The organism is Pseudarthrobacter sp. LMD1-1-1.1, assembly GCF_040676255.1.
Taxonomy (GTDB): domain Bacteria; phylum Actinomycetota; class Actinomycetes; order Actinomycetales; family Micrococcaceae; genus Arthrobacter.
The window spans coordinates 327,690-341,513 of the sequence record NZ_JBEGHP010000001.1 but is presented as its reverse complement, the minus strand read 5'-3'; the positions used below and the strand labels follow the sequence as shown (position 1 = coordinate 341,513).

Here is a 13,824-nt window from a genome sequence, read left to right as displayed (position 1 = left end):
GTAGGGCCTTTATTGTCGTGTCCGGGCCGCTCCTCCCTGGAGCGGAACGCGTTCCGCGCACCCAAAAGCTTCCGGGTTTCCCCGCAGGGGTCCACCCGGGTTTGACCGGGGCCGGCGGCGGTGTGTGCCCTCCTGAGACCAGGGCGCATCCCCCCAGTCGCCGTCGGCCCCCCAGCTCCTGGCCACCATCCACACCCCTTACGCTTCACGACGCTGGCGTCACCCCCTGCCCTGGGCGCGGCTGATCGGCCGCGCGTGTTCCCGGGGCAACAGGTTTCGCAGCTCCCGCCTGCCGCCCGAAGGAAGACATGACGTCACTGAAACATCTGCTGCAAGACACCTATGCCCGCCAAATGTTCGTGTTCGTTGTTGTCGGCCTGGCCTTGTCCGCCATGGTGCCGTTCGGCAGCAGGTTCCTTACCGGCGGCTCACCCGTCCTTGTCCTGGCGGCGGCAGTGCTTCCCCTGCTGCTGGCGGTAGCGCTCATCGTCACGCCCCGGATCTCCAAGGCAGACCAGCAGGCCGCAGGCGGTTCCCAGGAACGCCTGGGCGCGGCCCTGCTCCTGTACCTGTCCCCGGTGCTCCTGCTGAACGCCGTCTACCCGCTGGTGAGTCCCGCCATGGCCGGCATCAATGTTGCAGGGGTGCCGCTGACCTACGTGGTCCTGGCATCGTCAGTCACCGTGCCGTGGCTGGCCCAGGCTGCGTGCCTGCCCATCTACCGCGTGCTCGGAGACCTCATGGCCGAGCGCAACCTCGGGGAGATCACCCGCCGGTTCTGCCAGAACTGGCCGCTGATGTTCGTCCAGTCCCTGCCACTCGTTGCGGTGTTCGCGGTTCCCCTGTGGCTGGCCACCGGCTGGTCCTGGGACGCCATGATGCACTACGTGGTCCTGTGCGTCCTGCACCTGCTCTTCGTGCAGTCACTGGTGCTGGCCAACGTGGCCAACCGACGCGGCTTGTGGGCTGCCGCCTGGTCCGGCTACGCGGCCGCACTGTTCCTCGCTCCTGCCGCCTGGTGGCTGCCGCCTGTGGTCGGAACCGCCACGCAGCTCGTCGCCATGCGCTCGGGCCTGCGCCACATGAGCATCACCAAGCACCTGGGCGCACGGGTGTTCGGTGCTGACCTGGTCCGCGGCCTGCTCATGGGTGCGGTCCTCTGGGCTGACAAGTATGCGCTGTTCCTGGTGACAGGCGGGGCATTCCAGGTTGTGGCTGTCTTCGCGGCCATGCTCCCGGCAGTCATCGCCTACAACTTCTACTTCGTCCACCTGGCACCCGGCGTGGACCGGGCCCTCGGCAGGCTGCACAAGGACATCGCCACCGCCCCGGTCAGCGTCCTGAAGGGCAGCTCCAGCCGGCTGGTCCGCGTCCTGGACCGCTCGGTGGTCCTCACCGGAGCCATCGCCGGGCTGCTGACCCTCTCGGTGTCGCTGGCAGTGTCCGGCCTGGACCCGGCCAACACGTTACTGACGGTTGCCGCCGCCCTGGCCTCGTGGTCCTTCATGATGCTCACGCTCCTGAACTACGAGCTGGACTTCATCGGGGAGAAAATCACGCCCCAGATCCTCGGCGCCGTGCACCTTACCGTGTGCATCGCAGCCTTCGCCGGCGGAGCCCACCTAATCGGCACCTCGGTGCACTCCGCCAGCTACCTGATCCTGGGGGCCGCTGACTTCGTCCTCATCGCCGTCGGCTGGACGCTCTACAAGCGGCACTGGAGCCAGCCCGAATACACCCTCTTTTGGCGGCACGCCACCACGTGGTGACGCGGCTCCCGCCACCGCACGTCCCTCAGTCAGTCCGAAACTCTTGAGCCTTCAGAACACCAGGTGAGGAAACAACCATGTACTCGACCCTTAAGAACCTAAAGACCCGCTGGAACAGCAACCCGGCCCCGTCAGTGCTTTCGGCGGGACCGGCAGCCGCCCCGGCGCCCCGCGATGTCGAGTACCAGGACGTAGACGTGGCCATCGTGATGGAGTCCACCTACCCCTACCTCAAGGGCGGCGTCTCGGCAGTGGTGCACGACATCGTCACGCACAACCCGGACCTCAGCTACGGCATCATCCACATCACCTGGGACTCCAGCGCGCCGCTGACGGACCTCTACGGCATGCCCGGGAACGTCCGCTGGGTCCGGACGGTCTTCCTCAGCATGGAGGAACACCGGCACGACTACATGTCGGTGACCGTCAAGGACCTGGGCATGGACACCAAACAGCGCGAAGAACTCTCTCACCGGCTTTTTGACGCCATCTACGCCCTGTCAGAACACGGCGAAGTGGAGCCGCTGTGGGACCTGATTGACGAGGGCCTCAACAAGCGGACCCGGCAGTACCCCCTGTGGGCCCTGCTCGGATCCCGGGAATTCATGCAGGCCCTGCAGGACCGCATGCCGCAACTGAACCTGCCGTTGGCCGAATCCTTCTGGGTGCTGCGCAACTTCTTCTCCCTGGCCTATGCCATCACCGGCGAGACCATGCCCCGCGCCAAGGTCTACCACGCACACACCACCGGGTACGCCTCGCTGCTGGGGGCCGCGGCCGCCCGGGACCACGACACCGCCTTCCTGCTGACCGAACACAACCTGTATGTCCGGGACACCGTGAACACCCTGCTGGACCGCAACATGGCCCTGTCCATCACGGCCGACGATTACCGGCTCTTCGACGTCACGGCGGAACAGCGCGCCTGGATGGCGTGGTGGACGGAAATGGGACGCTTCTGCTACCCCAGCGCCCGGCTGATCACCTACCTCTACCCCAGCGCCATCACCGAGGCAGCCCGCCTGGGAACGGACATCGACAAGTCCGTGGTGGTGCCCAACGGCATGGTCATCGAGGAGTTCGACGGGAAGTACCGGGCGCGCCGGCAGGTCCTGGAAAACCTCCGGCAGGACTCCGCGGAGCACGTCTGGCGCCTCGTCTACATCGCCCGCGTGGTGCCCATCAAGGGGCTGCTGGACCTGCTTTCGAGCATGGAGGTCCTCACGCAGCGCGGCTATCCCAACCTGCACCTGGACGTCCTGGGCCCCACCGAGCACGTGCCCGAATACTACGAAGCATGCCTGGCCAAGATCCAGGCCCTGGGCCTGCAGGACAAGGTCACCATCCACGGCACCGTCAACGTCCGGGAGATGCTTGACCAGTTCGACCTGCTGGTGCTCCCCAGCTACAACGAGGGCCAGCCCATCGTCATCCTGGAGGCCATGGCCGCCGGCATTCCCACGGTGGGCTCCGATGTTGGCGGCGTAGCCCAGCTCATCGCCGATGACCTGCTGACCACGGACGGGAAGACCATCGGCGCCTGCGGCGAAACGGTGACCCCGGGCAACGTGGTGCAGATGGCGGACGCCGTCCAGGCCGTCATCGGCAACCTGGACGCCTACGGCGAATATGCGGCCAACGCCCGCACCCGCGTGCAGGAGTTCTTCCAGATGCACGAGGTCATGTCGTCCTACAACCAGATCTACCGCGCCCTGGGCGACCTGCCGGTGGTGGAGCCGGCTGCGGCGGACGTAACCGCAGCGGACATGGAAACCGTGGACGAACTGCCCACCGAAGCCCTCACCGTGGTGCCGCTGTGACCGGAGTGGGTGCGTGGATCCGCTACGGCGATCCCATCTCTCCGGCGCAGATCGATTTCGCCGCTGAGCACTACCGCGCGGCCATCCTCCAGCCGTGGGAGCTGGACGCGGCAGCCGAGCTCAAGCGCCGCCGCCCGGACATGACGGTGCTCTGCTACAAGTGCTTGTCTTCCACCCGTGCCTATGAACCGGGGCCCATCTTCAGTTCCGGGGTGACGTACCGGGAGGCAGAGGACGACGGCGGCACATGGTTCGCCACGCGGCTGGACGGTGCGCGCATCGAGTGGAACGGCTACGGCGGCCATTGGCAGATGAAGGTGTGGGACCCGGAGTACCGTGCCCGCTGGGTGGAGAACGTCACCAGCGAACTGGCCGGCTCTCCCTTTGACGGCGTGATGGCGGACAACGACGTGTTTGACGACTACTACGGCATCCGGCCGCCGGTGCAGGACGCGGCATCCATGGCCGACTTCCGGGACGGCCTGGACAAACTGGTCCACGCTGCGGGGGCTGCATTGAACGGCGTGGGCAAGGTCCTGGTGCCCAACATCGCCGAATCCCGGCGCCTGCCGGGCCGCTGGGATTCCCACGCGGCGTACGGCGGCGGCTTCGAGGAGGTGTGGCTGGGCTACGGGCCGGCGAACCTGTTCGATCCCCGGACGGCCGAGGCGCAGCTTTCGCAGGCAGACGGGCCCGGAATTTCCATCCTGCGCGTCCCCACCGACGGCGACGACGCCCACCCCAACTTCCGGTATGGGCTGGCGGCGTTCTGGATCTTCGGCGGCGGCGCGGGTTCCTACACCGCGACCGGCCACGACGACTACAGCCGCACCCAGCACATCGAGGAACTGGACTGGCCTCTTGGGCACCCCGAGGGGCAGCCCCAGGGGCGCCGGCACGTATGGTCGCGGACCTTCAGCGGCGGCTGGGCGGCAGTGAACTTCAACAACGACGGCCGCAGCCGGCGCCGCATCAAAGTCCCTTCCGGGCTGGTTGATGCCGCCGGGCAACCGGCACCCCACCACGTGGTCCTGGCCCCGCAGAGCGGGGTTGTCTATCAGCGAGGGCAGAGACATTAAGGTTCTAGTTACCGGCGGCGCCGGGTACATCGGGTCCCACACCATCCTCCAGCTGCTGGAGGCCGGGCACCACGTCACGGCGGTGGACAACCTCAGCAATTCCCAGATGGAGTCGCTGCTGCGCGTCCAGAAACTCGCCGGACGCAGCCTGGCCTTCCACGAGGCCGACATCACGGACCCCGCCGCGCTGGACCGGGTGTTCGCGGCCGCCGGGGCTGAGGCGGTGATCCACTTCGCGGGTTTGAAGGCCGTGGGCGAATCGGTGTCCCAGCCGCTGCGCTACTACCGGAACAACGTCACCGGGACGCTGAACCTGCTGGAGGCCATGGACGCCCATGACGTGCGGACCCTCGTCTTCAGCTCCTCCGCCACGGTGTACGGGAGCAACCCGCAGATGCCCCTCAAGGAGGACAGCAGGCTGGGGGCCACCAACCCCTACGGCCGGACCAAGCAGCAGATTGAAGAGATCCTCACGGACGTGCAGGCCTCCGACGGCCGGTGGCGGCTGGCCCTCCTCCGCTACTTCAACCCGGTGGGCGCCCACCCGTCCGGCCAGATCGGCGAGGACCCGCAGGGTCCCCCGAACAACCTCTTCCCGTACGTCACCCAGGTGGCAGTGGGCCGCAGGGACATGCTGAACGTCTTCGGCGGCGACTACCCAACATCCGACGGCACCGGGATCCGCGACTACATCCACGTAATGGACCTCGCCGCCGGACACCTGGCGGCACTGGATTACCTCGCTGCCCGCGAGGGGGTCCACACCTGGAACCTGGGCAGCGGCAGCGGCCACTCCGTCCTGGAAATCATCCGCGCCTTTGAAAAGGCTGCGCAGACTGCCATCCCCTACAGCCTGGCGGAGCGGCGCCCGGGAGACGCCCCGGTCAGCCTGGCGGATCCGACGGCGGCCTTCCGCGACCTGGGGTGGAAGGCTGCGGAGACGCTGGAGAACATGTGCGCCGATGCCTGGCGTTGGCAGCAGAACAACCCGAACGGGTACCGCGTGGAGGCGGCAGCCAGTTAGCAGCCGGCGGCCGCGGCTTGGCTGTGGTCGGTGTCAGGCTGTGGTCGGCGGTCAGGATGCGGGGAAGTAATTGCGCCCCAACGTCAGCCACCCGGGCAGCGTCCGGTCCTGGTCAGCGTTGGCAAAGCGCAGCGGGACACCGTTGGCCAGCGGGTTCACGGGCCGCAGCACCAGCGTGTAGTAGCCGGCGGGGAGGCCGCCGGTGCTGAGGGGCGCCCCCAGCGTGGGTGCCATGCCCGGTTTGATCGAGGTGAGCCGCCAGGAAGTGGTCCAGGTCCTGGCGATCTTCCCGTCGCCGCCCACGGCAGCCACCTGCACCGGCCAGTCATAGTAGAACGGCGCAACCCCGGTGTTGCGGATGGTGACACTGAGGTCACTCTGGCCCTTCACGGCTCCTGGGGCCAGGGAGAAGCCGGTGGCTTGGAACCGGTAGCCCAGCGACTGGGACGCTGCGGCAGCATTGCTTTGGGCAGCCCCTGAATACGTTGGACTGAAGGCGTACTGGTTGAGCAGCCACGAGGCGTGGGTTGCCGCCACGCTCCCCGGGAAGTCCTTCTGGGCCGGGTCGGCCACCCAGGGGCACGGGACGGCGTCGAAAAGGCAGGGCTGCAGCTCGGGGCGGAGTTCGCCGCCCACCGGCTGGGTGAGCCATTTGCCGGTTGCGCCGGCCTGCTGCAGTTTGTCCACGAAGCTCCAGCCGGTTCCGGGCATGGTTTCGGCGGCAAACGAGTCGTCGTGGTAGCCCACGCTGAGGCTGCTGTTCGCGGTGGTGGGGTACCGCACCTGCAGCTTGGTCCTGGTGAAGGCGGCCGTGTAGGCCTGCAGGACAAGTTGTTGCTCGGTGGCCGAGGCAGACCAGTTTTCCGGCGAGGCCCACCCGTCGTGGGGGTAGGTGTGCCATTCGCCCCAGAACCCCAGCAGGCCCGCCTGGATGAAGCCGATGCGCCGGTCGCCGTCGTATTTTGACCCAAAGGCCGCGATGAAGCTGTCCAGCGCCTGTGCCATGCGCGGGTCGTCGTAGTCGGGGGAAACGCTGATGCCCTGGTTGCCGTAGTCGGTGTAGGAATGGGTGGCCAATCCGGCGTCCAGGAGGTATTTGGGAACGCCGGTTGGCTTGCCGGGGTAGTCGAGGTAGAACCTGAAGACGGCCTGGTGCCCGCGGGCGGCAATGGCGTTCAGCCGGGATTCCAGGGCGGACCAGTCGTAGGTGCCGGGTCCCGTGACCACTGCGTTCACCGGAATGTAGAACCATTCCATGGAATAGGGCAGGGAACCGTACTTCCCGGTGTAGGGGACAAAGCCCTGCAGCGGGTTGCTGGCCGGCGCCGGACCGGCCGCCAGGGAAACCCACTCCCCCGGTTTGATGTCTGCGGCTGTCGCGCTGGGTACAGTACCGGCGGAAGGGATGGTGAGGGATATCAGCCCTGCCAACAAGGACAACGCCGCGGCAGCGTTGGCTATCCCTTTGGCCTTTCCGCGCGGGCGGACAATATTCGGAAACGGAACAGCACCCAGCCTGTGCAACGCTTTCACTGAAGCTTCTTCCTAAGGGCGGTGCCAGGGCACCTGCGAGACCAAGAACTGCACGAAAGTCGCCCGGTGCGACGGCGCTAATTCAAACTGAAAACGCAGGGCTCCACAAGTGGCCAAGGGGTTTTCGTCATTTCTCAACGCGCCCCGGTCCCCAACACGATGAGCCTTCCGGCCTGCCGATGGTCCTTCCTGGCTGGGCCATGGCCCAATTTTTCAATCGGTTCGTGGTCCGGCAGCAGCACTGATGGAGGGACGCTGCCCGGACCTGTAGGCAGAGGCTATGACGGGTTCGAGTTCGTCCATCACCGTATGGTTCCCGGGGAGCACCACATGGGCCAGAAATTCGGATTCGAGTGTTGCAACACCGGCTGCCGCCGCTGCGAGTTTGGCGTCGGTCGACAGGGCGAAGGCGTGCCAGAACCTCCGGGCATCGAGTTCGAGCACTTTTGCGCTAACCTCCTTGCCGGGGACGTCGGACACTCCACCCGGAACAGCAGGGCTTCGCTCGGTCTGGGGCAATGAAAGGACAATCCGAAATTGCCTCCCGCTGGCTCTGAACGAGATGGCGTTGAGGTGGCCACGTTGGCTGAAGAGAACATCGGTTGCCCCGAAGTCAAGAAGCGAGCGTTCCACGTGTTCCCGCGAAGCTCCAACACTGAAGGAATCACCGCGCGTGTAAAAACTCCGGGAATCGTAGGTTGCCATACTCCAACTATGCCCCGCCCGGCCCCCTTTCGGTCACAGGGGCCTCGCCCAGTACGTTAATGGCTGGGACCCCGGCCCGGTTTGGGTGGCCGGGGTCCCGTGGGTTTAGGGCTGTACAGAGTCGAAGAACCGGTAGGTCGGCTGTGCCGGGGACGGTTCTTCCTGGCGTGTTTTGGACCGGATGAACTCGATGTTTTCCGGTGACAGGACAGTTTCGCCGTGACTGTCAGAATCAGCGTCCTCTCCGGATTCGGCATTTATTTCCGCCGAGATGGTCCGGGGCAGAATTACACAACCAGGATTGTCGAGGAGCCACTGCTTGCTGGCCGGGGACAGCCGGTGCCAGTACTTCTCAAGGTGCATGGAAGTCATTGTTTCCTTTGCGGGTTTGGGTTCGTGCGGAGACTTTGAGGAGGCGCGCCTATGCGCGTGTCCGTACTGTCGACTCCGCGGTGCTGGTTACGGGTGTTAGTCGAAGTGGATTTCTGCCGCGGATTGACGGATAGCTTCAAGTCGTTGTTCCTCAAGCAGCCCCAGGGCATCCAGTTCTTCAGACCTGTGGGCGCGCTCGGCTTCGGTCTGCACGGAGATGTCCCTCAGTATCGTGCCCACGAGGTGGGCAAGCCCTGACTTGAGGTCCTGCAGATTGGTGTTGGTGATCAAAAGGCGGCGGTCGGAGACCCGCAGTTCGACGTCGCTGTACCCTTCCTCCGCCAGGCGCTTGGTGACGCTCTTGTCGTGCAACAAATCGAGTTCCCGCGGCTGGGGTCTGCGGGAAAAAACGACGGGGACGGTGTACCGGGAGGCGGCCGTTGCCGTACCGAGGTCGTGAGGCAGGGCGGAAGCGAGGACGCCGCTGAGCGCGAGGCGCCCCTCGACGTGGACAGGCTGTTCTTGGGTGGTGGTCATGGCATTGCGCCAACGTTTCTTGGAGATGCACTGTCAGAACCGCAGAGACGGGCGGATCGACTGTGACTGGGGTTCAAGGGACCCGAAACCGGGCCCCTATAAGGGGAGGGCACGGGCTGAAGGGCCGGCCTGCGTAGCAGGACGGCCAGGGCCGCCCTCGTTGTCCCAACTCATCACCACGTGTTCAGCGCAGTGACGGGATGTCACAGTCGCCGATGTGCCGGCGGCGCACGCGGAGTTGGTTTCATTGCCCGGGAAACCGGATGTCCAGTCACGGCGTCCCGATACTCTGACTGTACGCCCTCGTGGGCCGCGACCGGTCAAAACCCACCAATCAGTTCTGTCCGCTTCCAAACCCGGGCCTGCCCCTGGCTACGTCCCGTTCCCACAATCCACAGACACAGCAAGGGTGCCCAGGGTCAGATAACAGCCAGGGCGCCCGTCGCGCTCTCCACCAGCACCTGCGTGGCCGCTGGAAGGTGGATGACTTCGCCGTCGATCTGGCAAGGAACAGCATCCCGCGTTGTGAAGGAATAGCTGCTGACGCTGGGCTGGTGGCCCAGTCCCAGCGTCACAGCCCGCAGGGTCATCAGCGCCATCTTCCAGCGCCCGGCATGCGGCAGCGTCACGACCTCGAACAGGCCATCGTCGGGGCTGCCCATCTCGCTGACCGTCCCGTACTTGGCCATACGCGAAATGTTGGCGAGGATCAGGCTGTCGAAGCGCGCGGTGGCCCCGTCTGCACGGACAAGTTCAAAGGGCCTCAACGCAGAGAGTGTGCGGGCGACGGACAGGAGTTCGAGGATTTTCCCCTTGCCGCCCCGCTCGATGCCGATCGCCATCAACGGTGTGAGCCCGAAACCTATGTAGGAGTGGGCGTACTGAATCCGCTCGCGGTGTTCCCCGCCGAACGTCATGCGCAACAGGTCGATGTGGCGGACCGGGCCTTGGCGGACGGCCTCCGGCAACGGCGGCGCGGGCATGCTGCGGTGATGGTCATTGGCGTTGCCTGCCGCAACAACAGTGCACACCGCCCTGCTGCCGGGAACGTCCATTACCCCGTTGACGACCTCGTGGTATCCGCCATCACCACTGACGGAAACAATGAGAGGGGTTCCCTTCGCCGCCACGGAGCGTGCAAGGTCACGGGCGTGCCCGGCAAACTCCGTTGGCAGCAACTCAATCGGCAGCCCCGGCAATGCCGCAGTCAGACCCTGTTGTAATTCGTCGATCCTGGCAACCATGCCGGGCTTACCCGGATTGAAGACCAGGACTACCCGATCAAAACGGTCCACGGGCGCCCGCTCACTCGACATAGCCGCCCTTCCAACCGCTGTCACCCAGATTCTGCTCCGGCAGAGGAGTGCCAGTGGGAAACTGTCCGGCCCCTTAGTTCTGGCCCCGCTCGGGAGCGTTGTCAGTGCCCCGCGGGGTTGGCATTGAGGTGGTGGCCTCAGGCCCATGCACGTTCGTCGGTCGTTCCTGCAAGAGTCTAACGGCGTGAGGCCGGGCGCGGGTAGCCGCCAGGGAATCAGCAAGTCGCATGGCGTCCAATAAGAGCATTCTGTTGGACGGCGGAACACTGCCCGCCTCGCTGGTGCAGATAACCAGCGCCGCGGTGACTTCCGCGATCAGGTCTGTGTCACGGCTGCGCCGGTACTCCTGTGCGAGGTCCCCTGTGTGCTCAAGTTCCCCGGAGACGAGCACCGCGACCTCGGTTCTGCGCGACATGTCGAATTTCATCAGCACCGATGAGACCATGTTTTTCACGGTCTTTTCGGCCAAAAACATTTCCTGGCCGATCTGGCCGTTGGTCAACCCCCGGGCAACCCCGCCCGCCACCTTCATTTCCTGCTTTGAAAGCATTCCCAACCGGGCGTCGGGCCCGTTCGTTCCGTCAGCCTGGATCGGAGCCAGGATGCCGTTCTGGAAACGACGGCTGTAGGCTGTGTACCCCTGGATGGCCCGCCGGATCAGCCTGAGCTGCTCCTCATTGTCATCCTGTTGTGACAGACACCCCCATGCGCCGGCCAGGATGGCCCCGATCAGCACCGATTCGTCAGTTTCACCCGTCATCAGGACACACCGGATGCTGGCATCGGCAGCTGCGATAGTTCGGCAAAGCCCGGCACCGGAACCATCGGGAAGATCATCGTCGATGATGGCCAGATCCGGGCGTACCGCAGGGATCCGCCGCGCCGCCTGGTGAGCAGACGCCGACTCACCGGCAAGGCTGAACCCGTTAACCTCCAGCAGCCTCCGCAAACCCCGCCGGACGAGCTCTTCGCCAGTCACGACATACACGCTCCCAGAAGAAGCCGCTGAACCGGGCTTATGGCCAGTCGCCATATTCGCTTCCGTTCATTCGCCCTTCGAAACCCCAAAGGCGCTTGTTAGTCTCCTGCTGCCACTCTGGCCCACCACTAAAAAGGAGAACAGCCACCTGCCCCACAGGTATCTGTTGGAAAAGCGAACGAACTTGCCGACTCACTTACAGGCTAGCCCCATAAGCAGAGTCCCAGCACCCCGTCCGGAACGTTATTTAGTTCTCCTGGTCCATGGGTGCTGCCAGCCGGTAGCCAAATCCGTGAACTGTCTCGATCCAGCGGGGCTTTGCTGCACTGTCGCCCAGTTTCCTGCGCAAATTGGCGATGTGCACCTGGATTACCTGTTCATCCGGGGCACGGTCCATGGCGTCGTCCACGCTTTGTCCCCCGCGCATCGACTGGGCAAGGTCTTCCTTGCTCAGAACCACCCGCCCGTTGATGAGGATGGTGTTCAGCAGCTCGAACTCGGAGGCGGTAAGTCCGCGAATTTCCGCCCCGTCCACGCTGACGGTCCTGGTGGAGACGTGCAGGTGCAGGCCGTTGTGGGCCAGGGCTGCAGGGCCGTCCTGGACATCAGGCGGCGCGTCCGGGCCGGTTGCCGGCGCCGGCTGCAGGGACGAGGCCGTCAGGTGTGGAGTGTCGGTGCGGAGCCGGGGGCGCCGCAGCAGTGCCTCCACCCGGTACCTCAGCTCGCGGGCGCGGAAGGGTTTGGTGAGGTAATCGTCGGCGCCGGCCTCCAGCGCCAGGATGGTGTCCAGTTCCTGGCTGCTGGCTGTCAGGATCAGCACGTAGGCATTGCTGAATGTACGGATGCGCCGGGTCACTTCAAATCCGTCGATGTCCGGCAGTCCGAGATCAACCACCACCACTTCGGGGCTGTGTTTATTGACGGCGTCAACTCCGGCCTGCCCATGGTCGAATGCATGGATGCCGAATCCTGCCTCACGCAGAATTCCGGACACCACAACACTGATGTCCGGATCGTCCTCCACAACCACTACCGTCCCGCGCTCCAACAATTCCCCCGATCAAATCCTTGGCCAAACCCGGCTGATTTCCGCAGACAACAAATTCCAAAACTTAATGTGCCCGCGGCCAAGCTCTTTTTGGCCCTTTTCTACGGTAGTAGGCATTCGAAGCCGTGCATGTGGCGGATCGGTCCAAAGTTATGCAACTCACGCAATTCGTCATTTCCGCCTGTCCCGCGCCCCTGCGCCGGCGCATGCCGGAGCTCCATCGAATTGCAGAATAAGGGCATTTGCCGGGGACGGGCCCCCGTAGTGGCTACCTGTCTTCCGGGAGGGGACTACTTGCCCGCACGCGCACTCACACCATGAAGCCGCAGGTCAACCGGCAGTTTACCCAATGGTAAGCAGGGTTACTACGCAAGCGAAGTTGATGACGTGGCGGCCGGGCAAGATGGCGCCCCTACCTGCCCTGGCCCATCCTGGAAGGGGTCTCCGCGTCCACGTTCCGGTTGCTGGGTAATTGCTGGGAGCCGCCGCAGGAGGGGGATAAGGAATGGCCATATTGAATACTGGTGCATTTGAGAATCGCCGTGGTTCAATGGCCACTGTGCCCCACGGCACAATGAGGCCCCAACGAGCACCAGGAGGACAGACAGTATGGCTGGAATCAACGCGAAGTTCGACAAGGAATATCTCGACAAGGGCATCGATGATCTGGCTAAAGCGCCGGTGGAGGCTCTGAAGGGACTGTCCGAGAGCGACGCCCAGAAGCTCAAAGAGGCCCTGAATATCAAGACCGTCAAGGATCTGGGCACCAACAAGTTCTTCATCTGGGCGCACTCGGTCGCCAAGCTCGCGGAGTAGCGCGCCCCCTCGCAGTTCGAAGCAAAGCCCCTGGCCTCCACCAGGGGCTTTGCTGTTTTAACCCCGCAGCCAGCGCTCCGGGCCTCCTCCACATCCTGAAGTTGATTACCCGCCCATGGGGGTGGTTCCTTACAGTGGAGGGTGGCAACCGTAAAGGAAAGGGTGGCGAGTGGCATGAGTGCTCCGTTCCGCGTCCCCCGTGCCATAGCGTTCACCGCAGCCATGTTCGCCCTTGCCGCGGGAGCCCACGTTCTCGCAGGGGGCCTGCTGCCGCAGCCGGCCATCGTCGCAGGAATCGCAGCGCTGGTCCTGGCGCCGGTCACGATCCTGTCAAAGACCAAGATCAGCATGCCCGCGATGATCGGCCTCCTGGGCTCCAGCCAACTGGTCCTGCACTGGGCCTTCGACGCGTTGTCGGTGTCCGCTTCGTTCACTCCCACCGCCGGCAGCCACGTCCATGACGCCTCAGCGGTGTCGCCTGCGGGCGCGGCCCTGATGCCGGACCATGCCGCCGTACCGGGCGCCCTGATGCTTGCCCTGCATGCCGCGGCAACCCTGGCCACGGCGTTGGTCCTGGCCAAGGGCGAAGCAGCCGTCTGGGCCTTGGCCGCCTGGCTGCGGCCACTGGTCCGTATCCTGTCCGCCGCCGCCATTCCTGAGTGGCCGCACCTTCCCGCGCCGGCCGCCGTCGTGATTCCGTCCCGGTGGCGGAACCTGCGCCTGCCTGCGCTGCGCGGGCCGCCGGCCGTCCACGCCGCAACCTAACGCGGCTTCCGACTTTCCGCGCCGCCCCCACCTGCCCACAGGCACCTGCCCCTGGCAGGCA

General features: G+C 65.0%; 13 protein-coding genes. 6 read left to right on the top strand and 7 right to left on the bottom strand.

Annotated elements, in window-relative coordinates:
• Nucleotides 1–308: 308 nt before the first annotated feature.
• The 4 genes from MRBLMD1_RS01660 to galE all read left to right on the top strand — a co-directional run bounded on the left by MRBLMD1_RS01660 (nucleotide 309) and on the right by galE (nucleotide 5,692).
• Nucleotides 309–1,769: a hypothetical protein gene (locus MRBLMD1_RS01660; protein ID WP_364396928.1), complete on the top strand. Its 1,461-nt coding sequence runs from the start codon at nucleotides 309–311 to the stop codon at nucleotides 1,767–1,769.
• 77 nt (nucleotides 1,770–1,846) lie between these two features.
• Entirely contained in the window at nucleotides 1,847–3,589 is a 1,743-nt protein-coding gene (gene pelF / locus MRBLMD1_RS01655) for a GT4 family glycosyltransferase PelF (RefSeq protein ID WP_364396925.1), read from the top strand.
• A complete protein-coding gene (locus tag MRBLMD1_RS01650; protein WP_364396923.1) occupies nucleotides 3,586–4,668 on the top strand; it encodes a putative glycoside hydrolase in 1,083 nt (360 codons plus the stop codon). Before pelF ends, MRBLMD1_RS01650 begins: the two co-directional genes overlap by 4 nt.
• A complete protein-coding gene (galE, locus tag MRBLMD1_RS01645; protein ID WP_364397978.1) occupies nucleotides 4,664–5,692 on the top strand; it encodes a UDP-glucose 4-epimerase GalE in 1,029 nt (342 codons plus the stop codon). Before MRBLMD1_RS01650 ends, galE begins: the two co-directional genes overlap by 5 nt.
• 51 nt (nucleotides 5,693–5,743) lie before the next feature.
• Here galE and MRBLMD1_RS01640 read toward each other — a convergent pair whose 3' ends face one another.
• The 7 genes from MRBLMD1_RS01640 to MRBLMD1_RS01610 all read right to left on the bottom strand — a co-directional run bounded on the left by MRBLMD1_RS01640 (nucleotide 5,744) and on the right by MRBLMD1_RS01610 (nucleotide 12,185).
• Complete coding sequence (locus tag MRBLMD1_RS01640) at nucleotides 5,744–7,225, bottom strand: DUF4832 domain-containing protein (RefSeq protein ID WP_364396920.1); 1,482 nt, start codon at nucleotides 7,223–7,225, stop codon at nucleotides 5,744–5,746.
• Nucleotides 7,226–7,438: 213 nt separating this feature from the next.
• Nucleotides 7,439–7,930, bottom strand: a complete 492-nt coding sequence (locus MRBLMD1_RS01635) for a hypothetical protein (RefSeq protein WP_159631023.1) — start codon at nucleotides 7,928–7,930, stop codon at nucleotides 7,439–7,441.
• 105 nt (nucleotides 7,931–8,035) lie between these two features.
• Nucleotides 8,036–8,302, bottom strand: coding sequence for a hypothetical protein (locus MRBLMD1_RS01630; protein WP_224026821.1), 267 nt, complete (start codon nucleotides 8,300–8,302; stop codon nucleotides 8,036–8,038).
• Nucleotides 8,303–8,398: 96 nt separating this feature from the next.
• On the bottom strand, nucleotides 8,399–8,839 hold the full coding sequence (locus tag MRBLMD1_RS01625) for a hypothetical protein (protein ID WP_364396916.1): 441 nt from the start codon (nucleotides 8,837–8,839) through the stop codon (nucleotides 8,399–8,401).
• A 419-nt stretch (nucleotides 8,840–9,258) separates the two neighbouring features.
• Nucleotides 9,259–10,155 carry a diacylglycerol/lipid kinase family protein gene (locus MRBLMD1_RS01620; protein ID WP_364396913.1) on the bottom strand — a complete coding sequence of 299 codons (897 nt, stop codon included), beginning with the start codon at nucleotides 10,153–10,155 and terminating at the stop codon, nucleotides 9,259–9,261.
• Nucleotides 10,156–10,228: 73 nt separating this feature from the next.
• A complete protein-coding gene (locus MRBLMD1_RS01615) occupies nucleotides 10,229–11,134 on the bottom strand; it encodes a response regulator transcription factor (RefSeq protein WP_364396910.1) in 906 nt (301 codons plus the stop codon).
• Between the two features lie 247 nt (nucleotides 11,135–11,381).
• Nucleotides 11,382–12,185, bottom strand: a complete 804-nt coding sequence (locus tag MRBLMD1_RS01610) for a response regulator transcription factor (protein WP_275179777.1) — start codon at nucleotides 12,183–12,185, stop codon at nucleotides 11,382–11,384.
• Between the two features lie 606 nt (nucleotides 12,186–12,791).
• Between MRBLMD1_RS01610 and MRBLMD1_RS01605 the strand changes: the two genes are divergently transcribed.
• Both MRBLMD1_RS01605 and MRBLMD1_RS01600 read left to right on the top strand, forming a co-directional pair.
• On the top strand, nucleotides 12,792–12,998 hold the full coding sequence (locus MRBLMD1_RS01605) for a hypothetical protein (RefSeq protein ID WP_159631017.1): 207 nt from the start codon (nucleotides 12,792–12,794) through the stop codon (nucleotides 12,996–12,998).
• A gap of 174 nt (nucleotides 12,999–13,172) precedes the next feature.
• Nucleotides 13,173–13,763: a hypothetical protein gene (locus MRBLMD1_RS01600; protein WP_364396906.1), complete on the top strand. Its 591-nt coding sequence runs from the start codon at nucleotides 13,173–13,175 to the stop codon at nucleotides 13,761–13,763.
• Nucleotides 13,764–13,824 lie beyond the last annotated feature (61 nt).

What these genes read in the sequence shown, in the direction of transcription:
- MRBLMD1_RS01660 (WP_364396928.1), top strand. Translation starts at nt 309, where the DNA reads ATGACGTCACTGAAACATCTGCTGCAAGACACCTATGCCCGCCAAATG.
- pelF (WP_364396925.1), top strand. Translation starts at nt 1,847, where the DNA reads ATGTACTCGACCCTTAAGAACCTAAAGACCCGCTGGAACAGCAACCCG.
- MRBLMD1_RS01635 (WP_159631023.1), bottom strand. Translation starts at nt 7,930, where the DNA reads ATGGCAACCTACGATTCCCGGAGTTTTTACACGCGCGGTGATTCCTTC.
- MRBLMD1_RS01630 (WP_224026821.1), bottom strand. Translation starts at nt 8,302, where the DNA reads ATGACTTCCATGCACCTTGAGAAGTACTGGCACCGGCTGTCCCCGGCC.
- MRBLMD1_RS01625 (WP_364396916.1), bottom strand. Translation starts at nt 8,839, where the DNA reads ATGACCACCACCCAAGAACAGCCTGTCCACGTCGAGGGGCGCCTCGCG.
- MRBLMD1_RS01620 (WP_364396913.1), bottom strand. Translation starts at nt 10,155, where the DNA reads ATGTCGAGTGAGCGGGCGCCCGTGGACCGTTTTGATCGGGTAGTCCTG.
- MRBLMD1_RS01605 (WP_159631017.1), top strand. Translation starts at nt 12,792, where the DNA reads ATGGCTGGAATCAACGCGAAGTTCGACAAGGAATATCTCGACAAGGGC.
- MRBLMD1_RS01600 (WP_364396906.1), top strand. Translation starts at nt 13,173, where the DNA reads ATGAGTGCTCCGTTCCGCGTCCCCCGTGCCATAGCGTTCACCGCAGCC.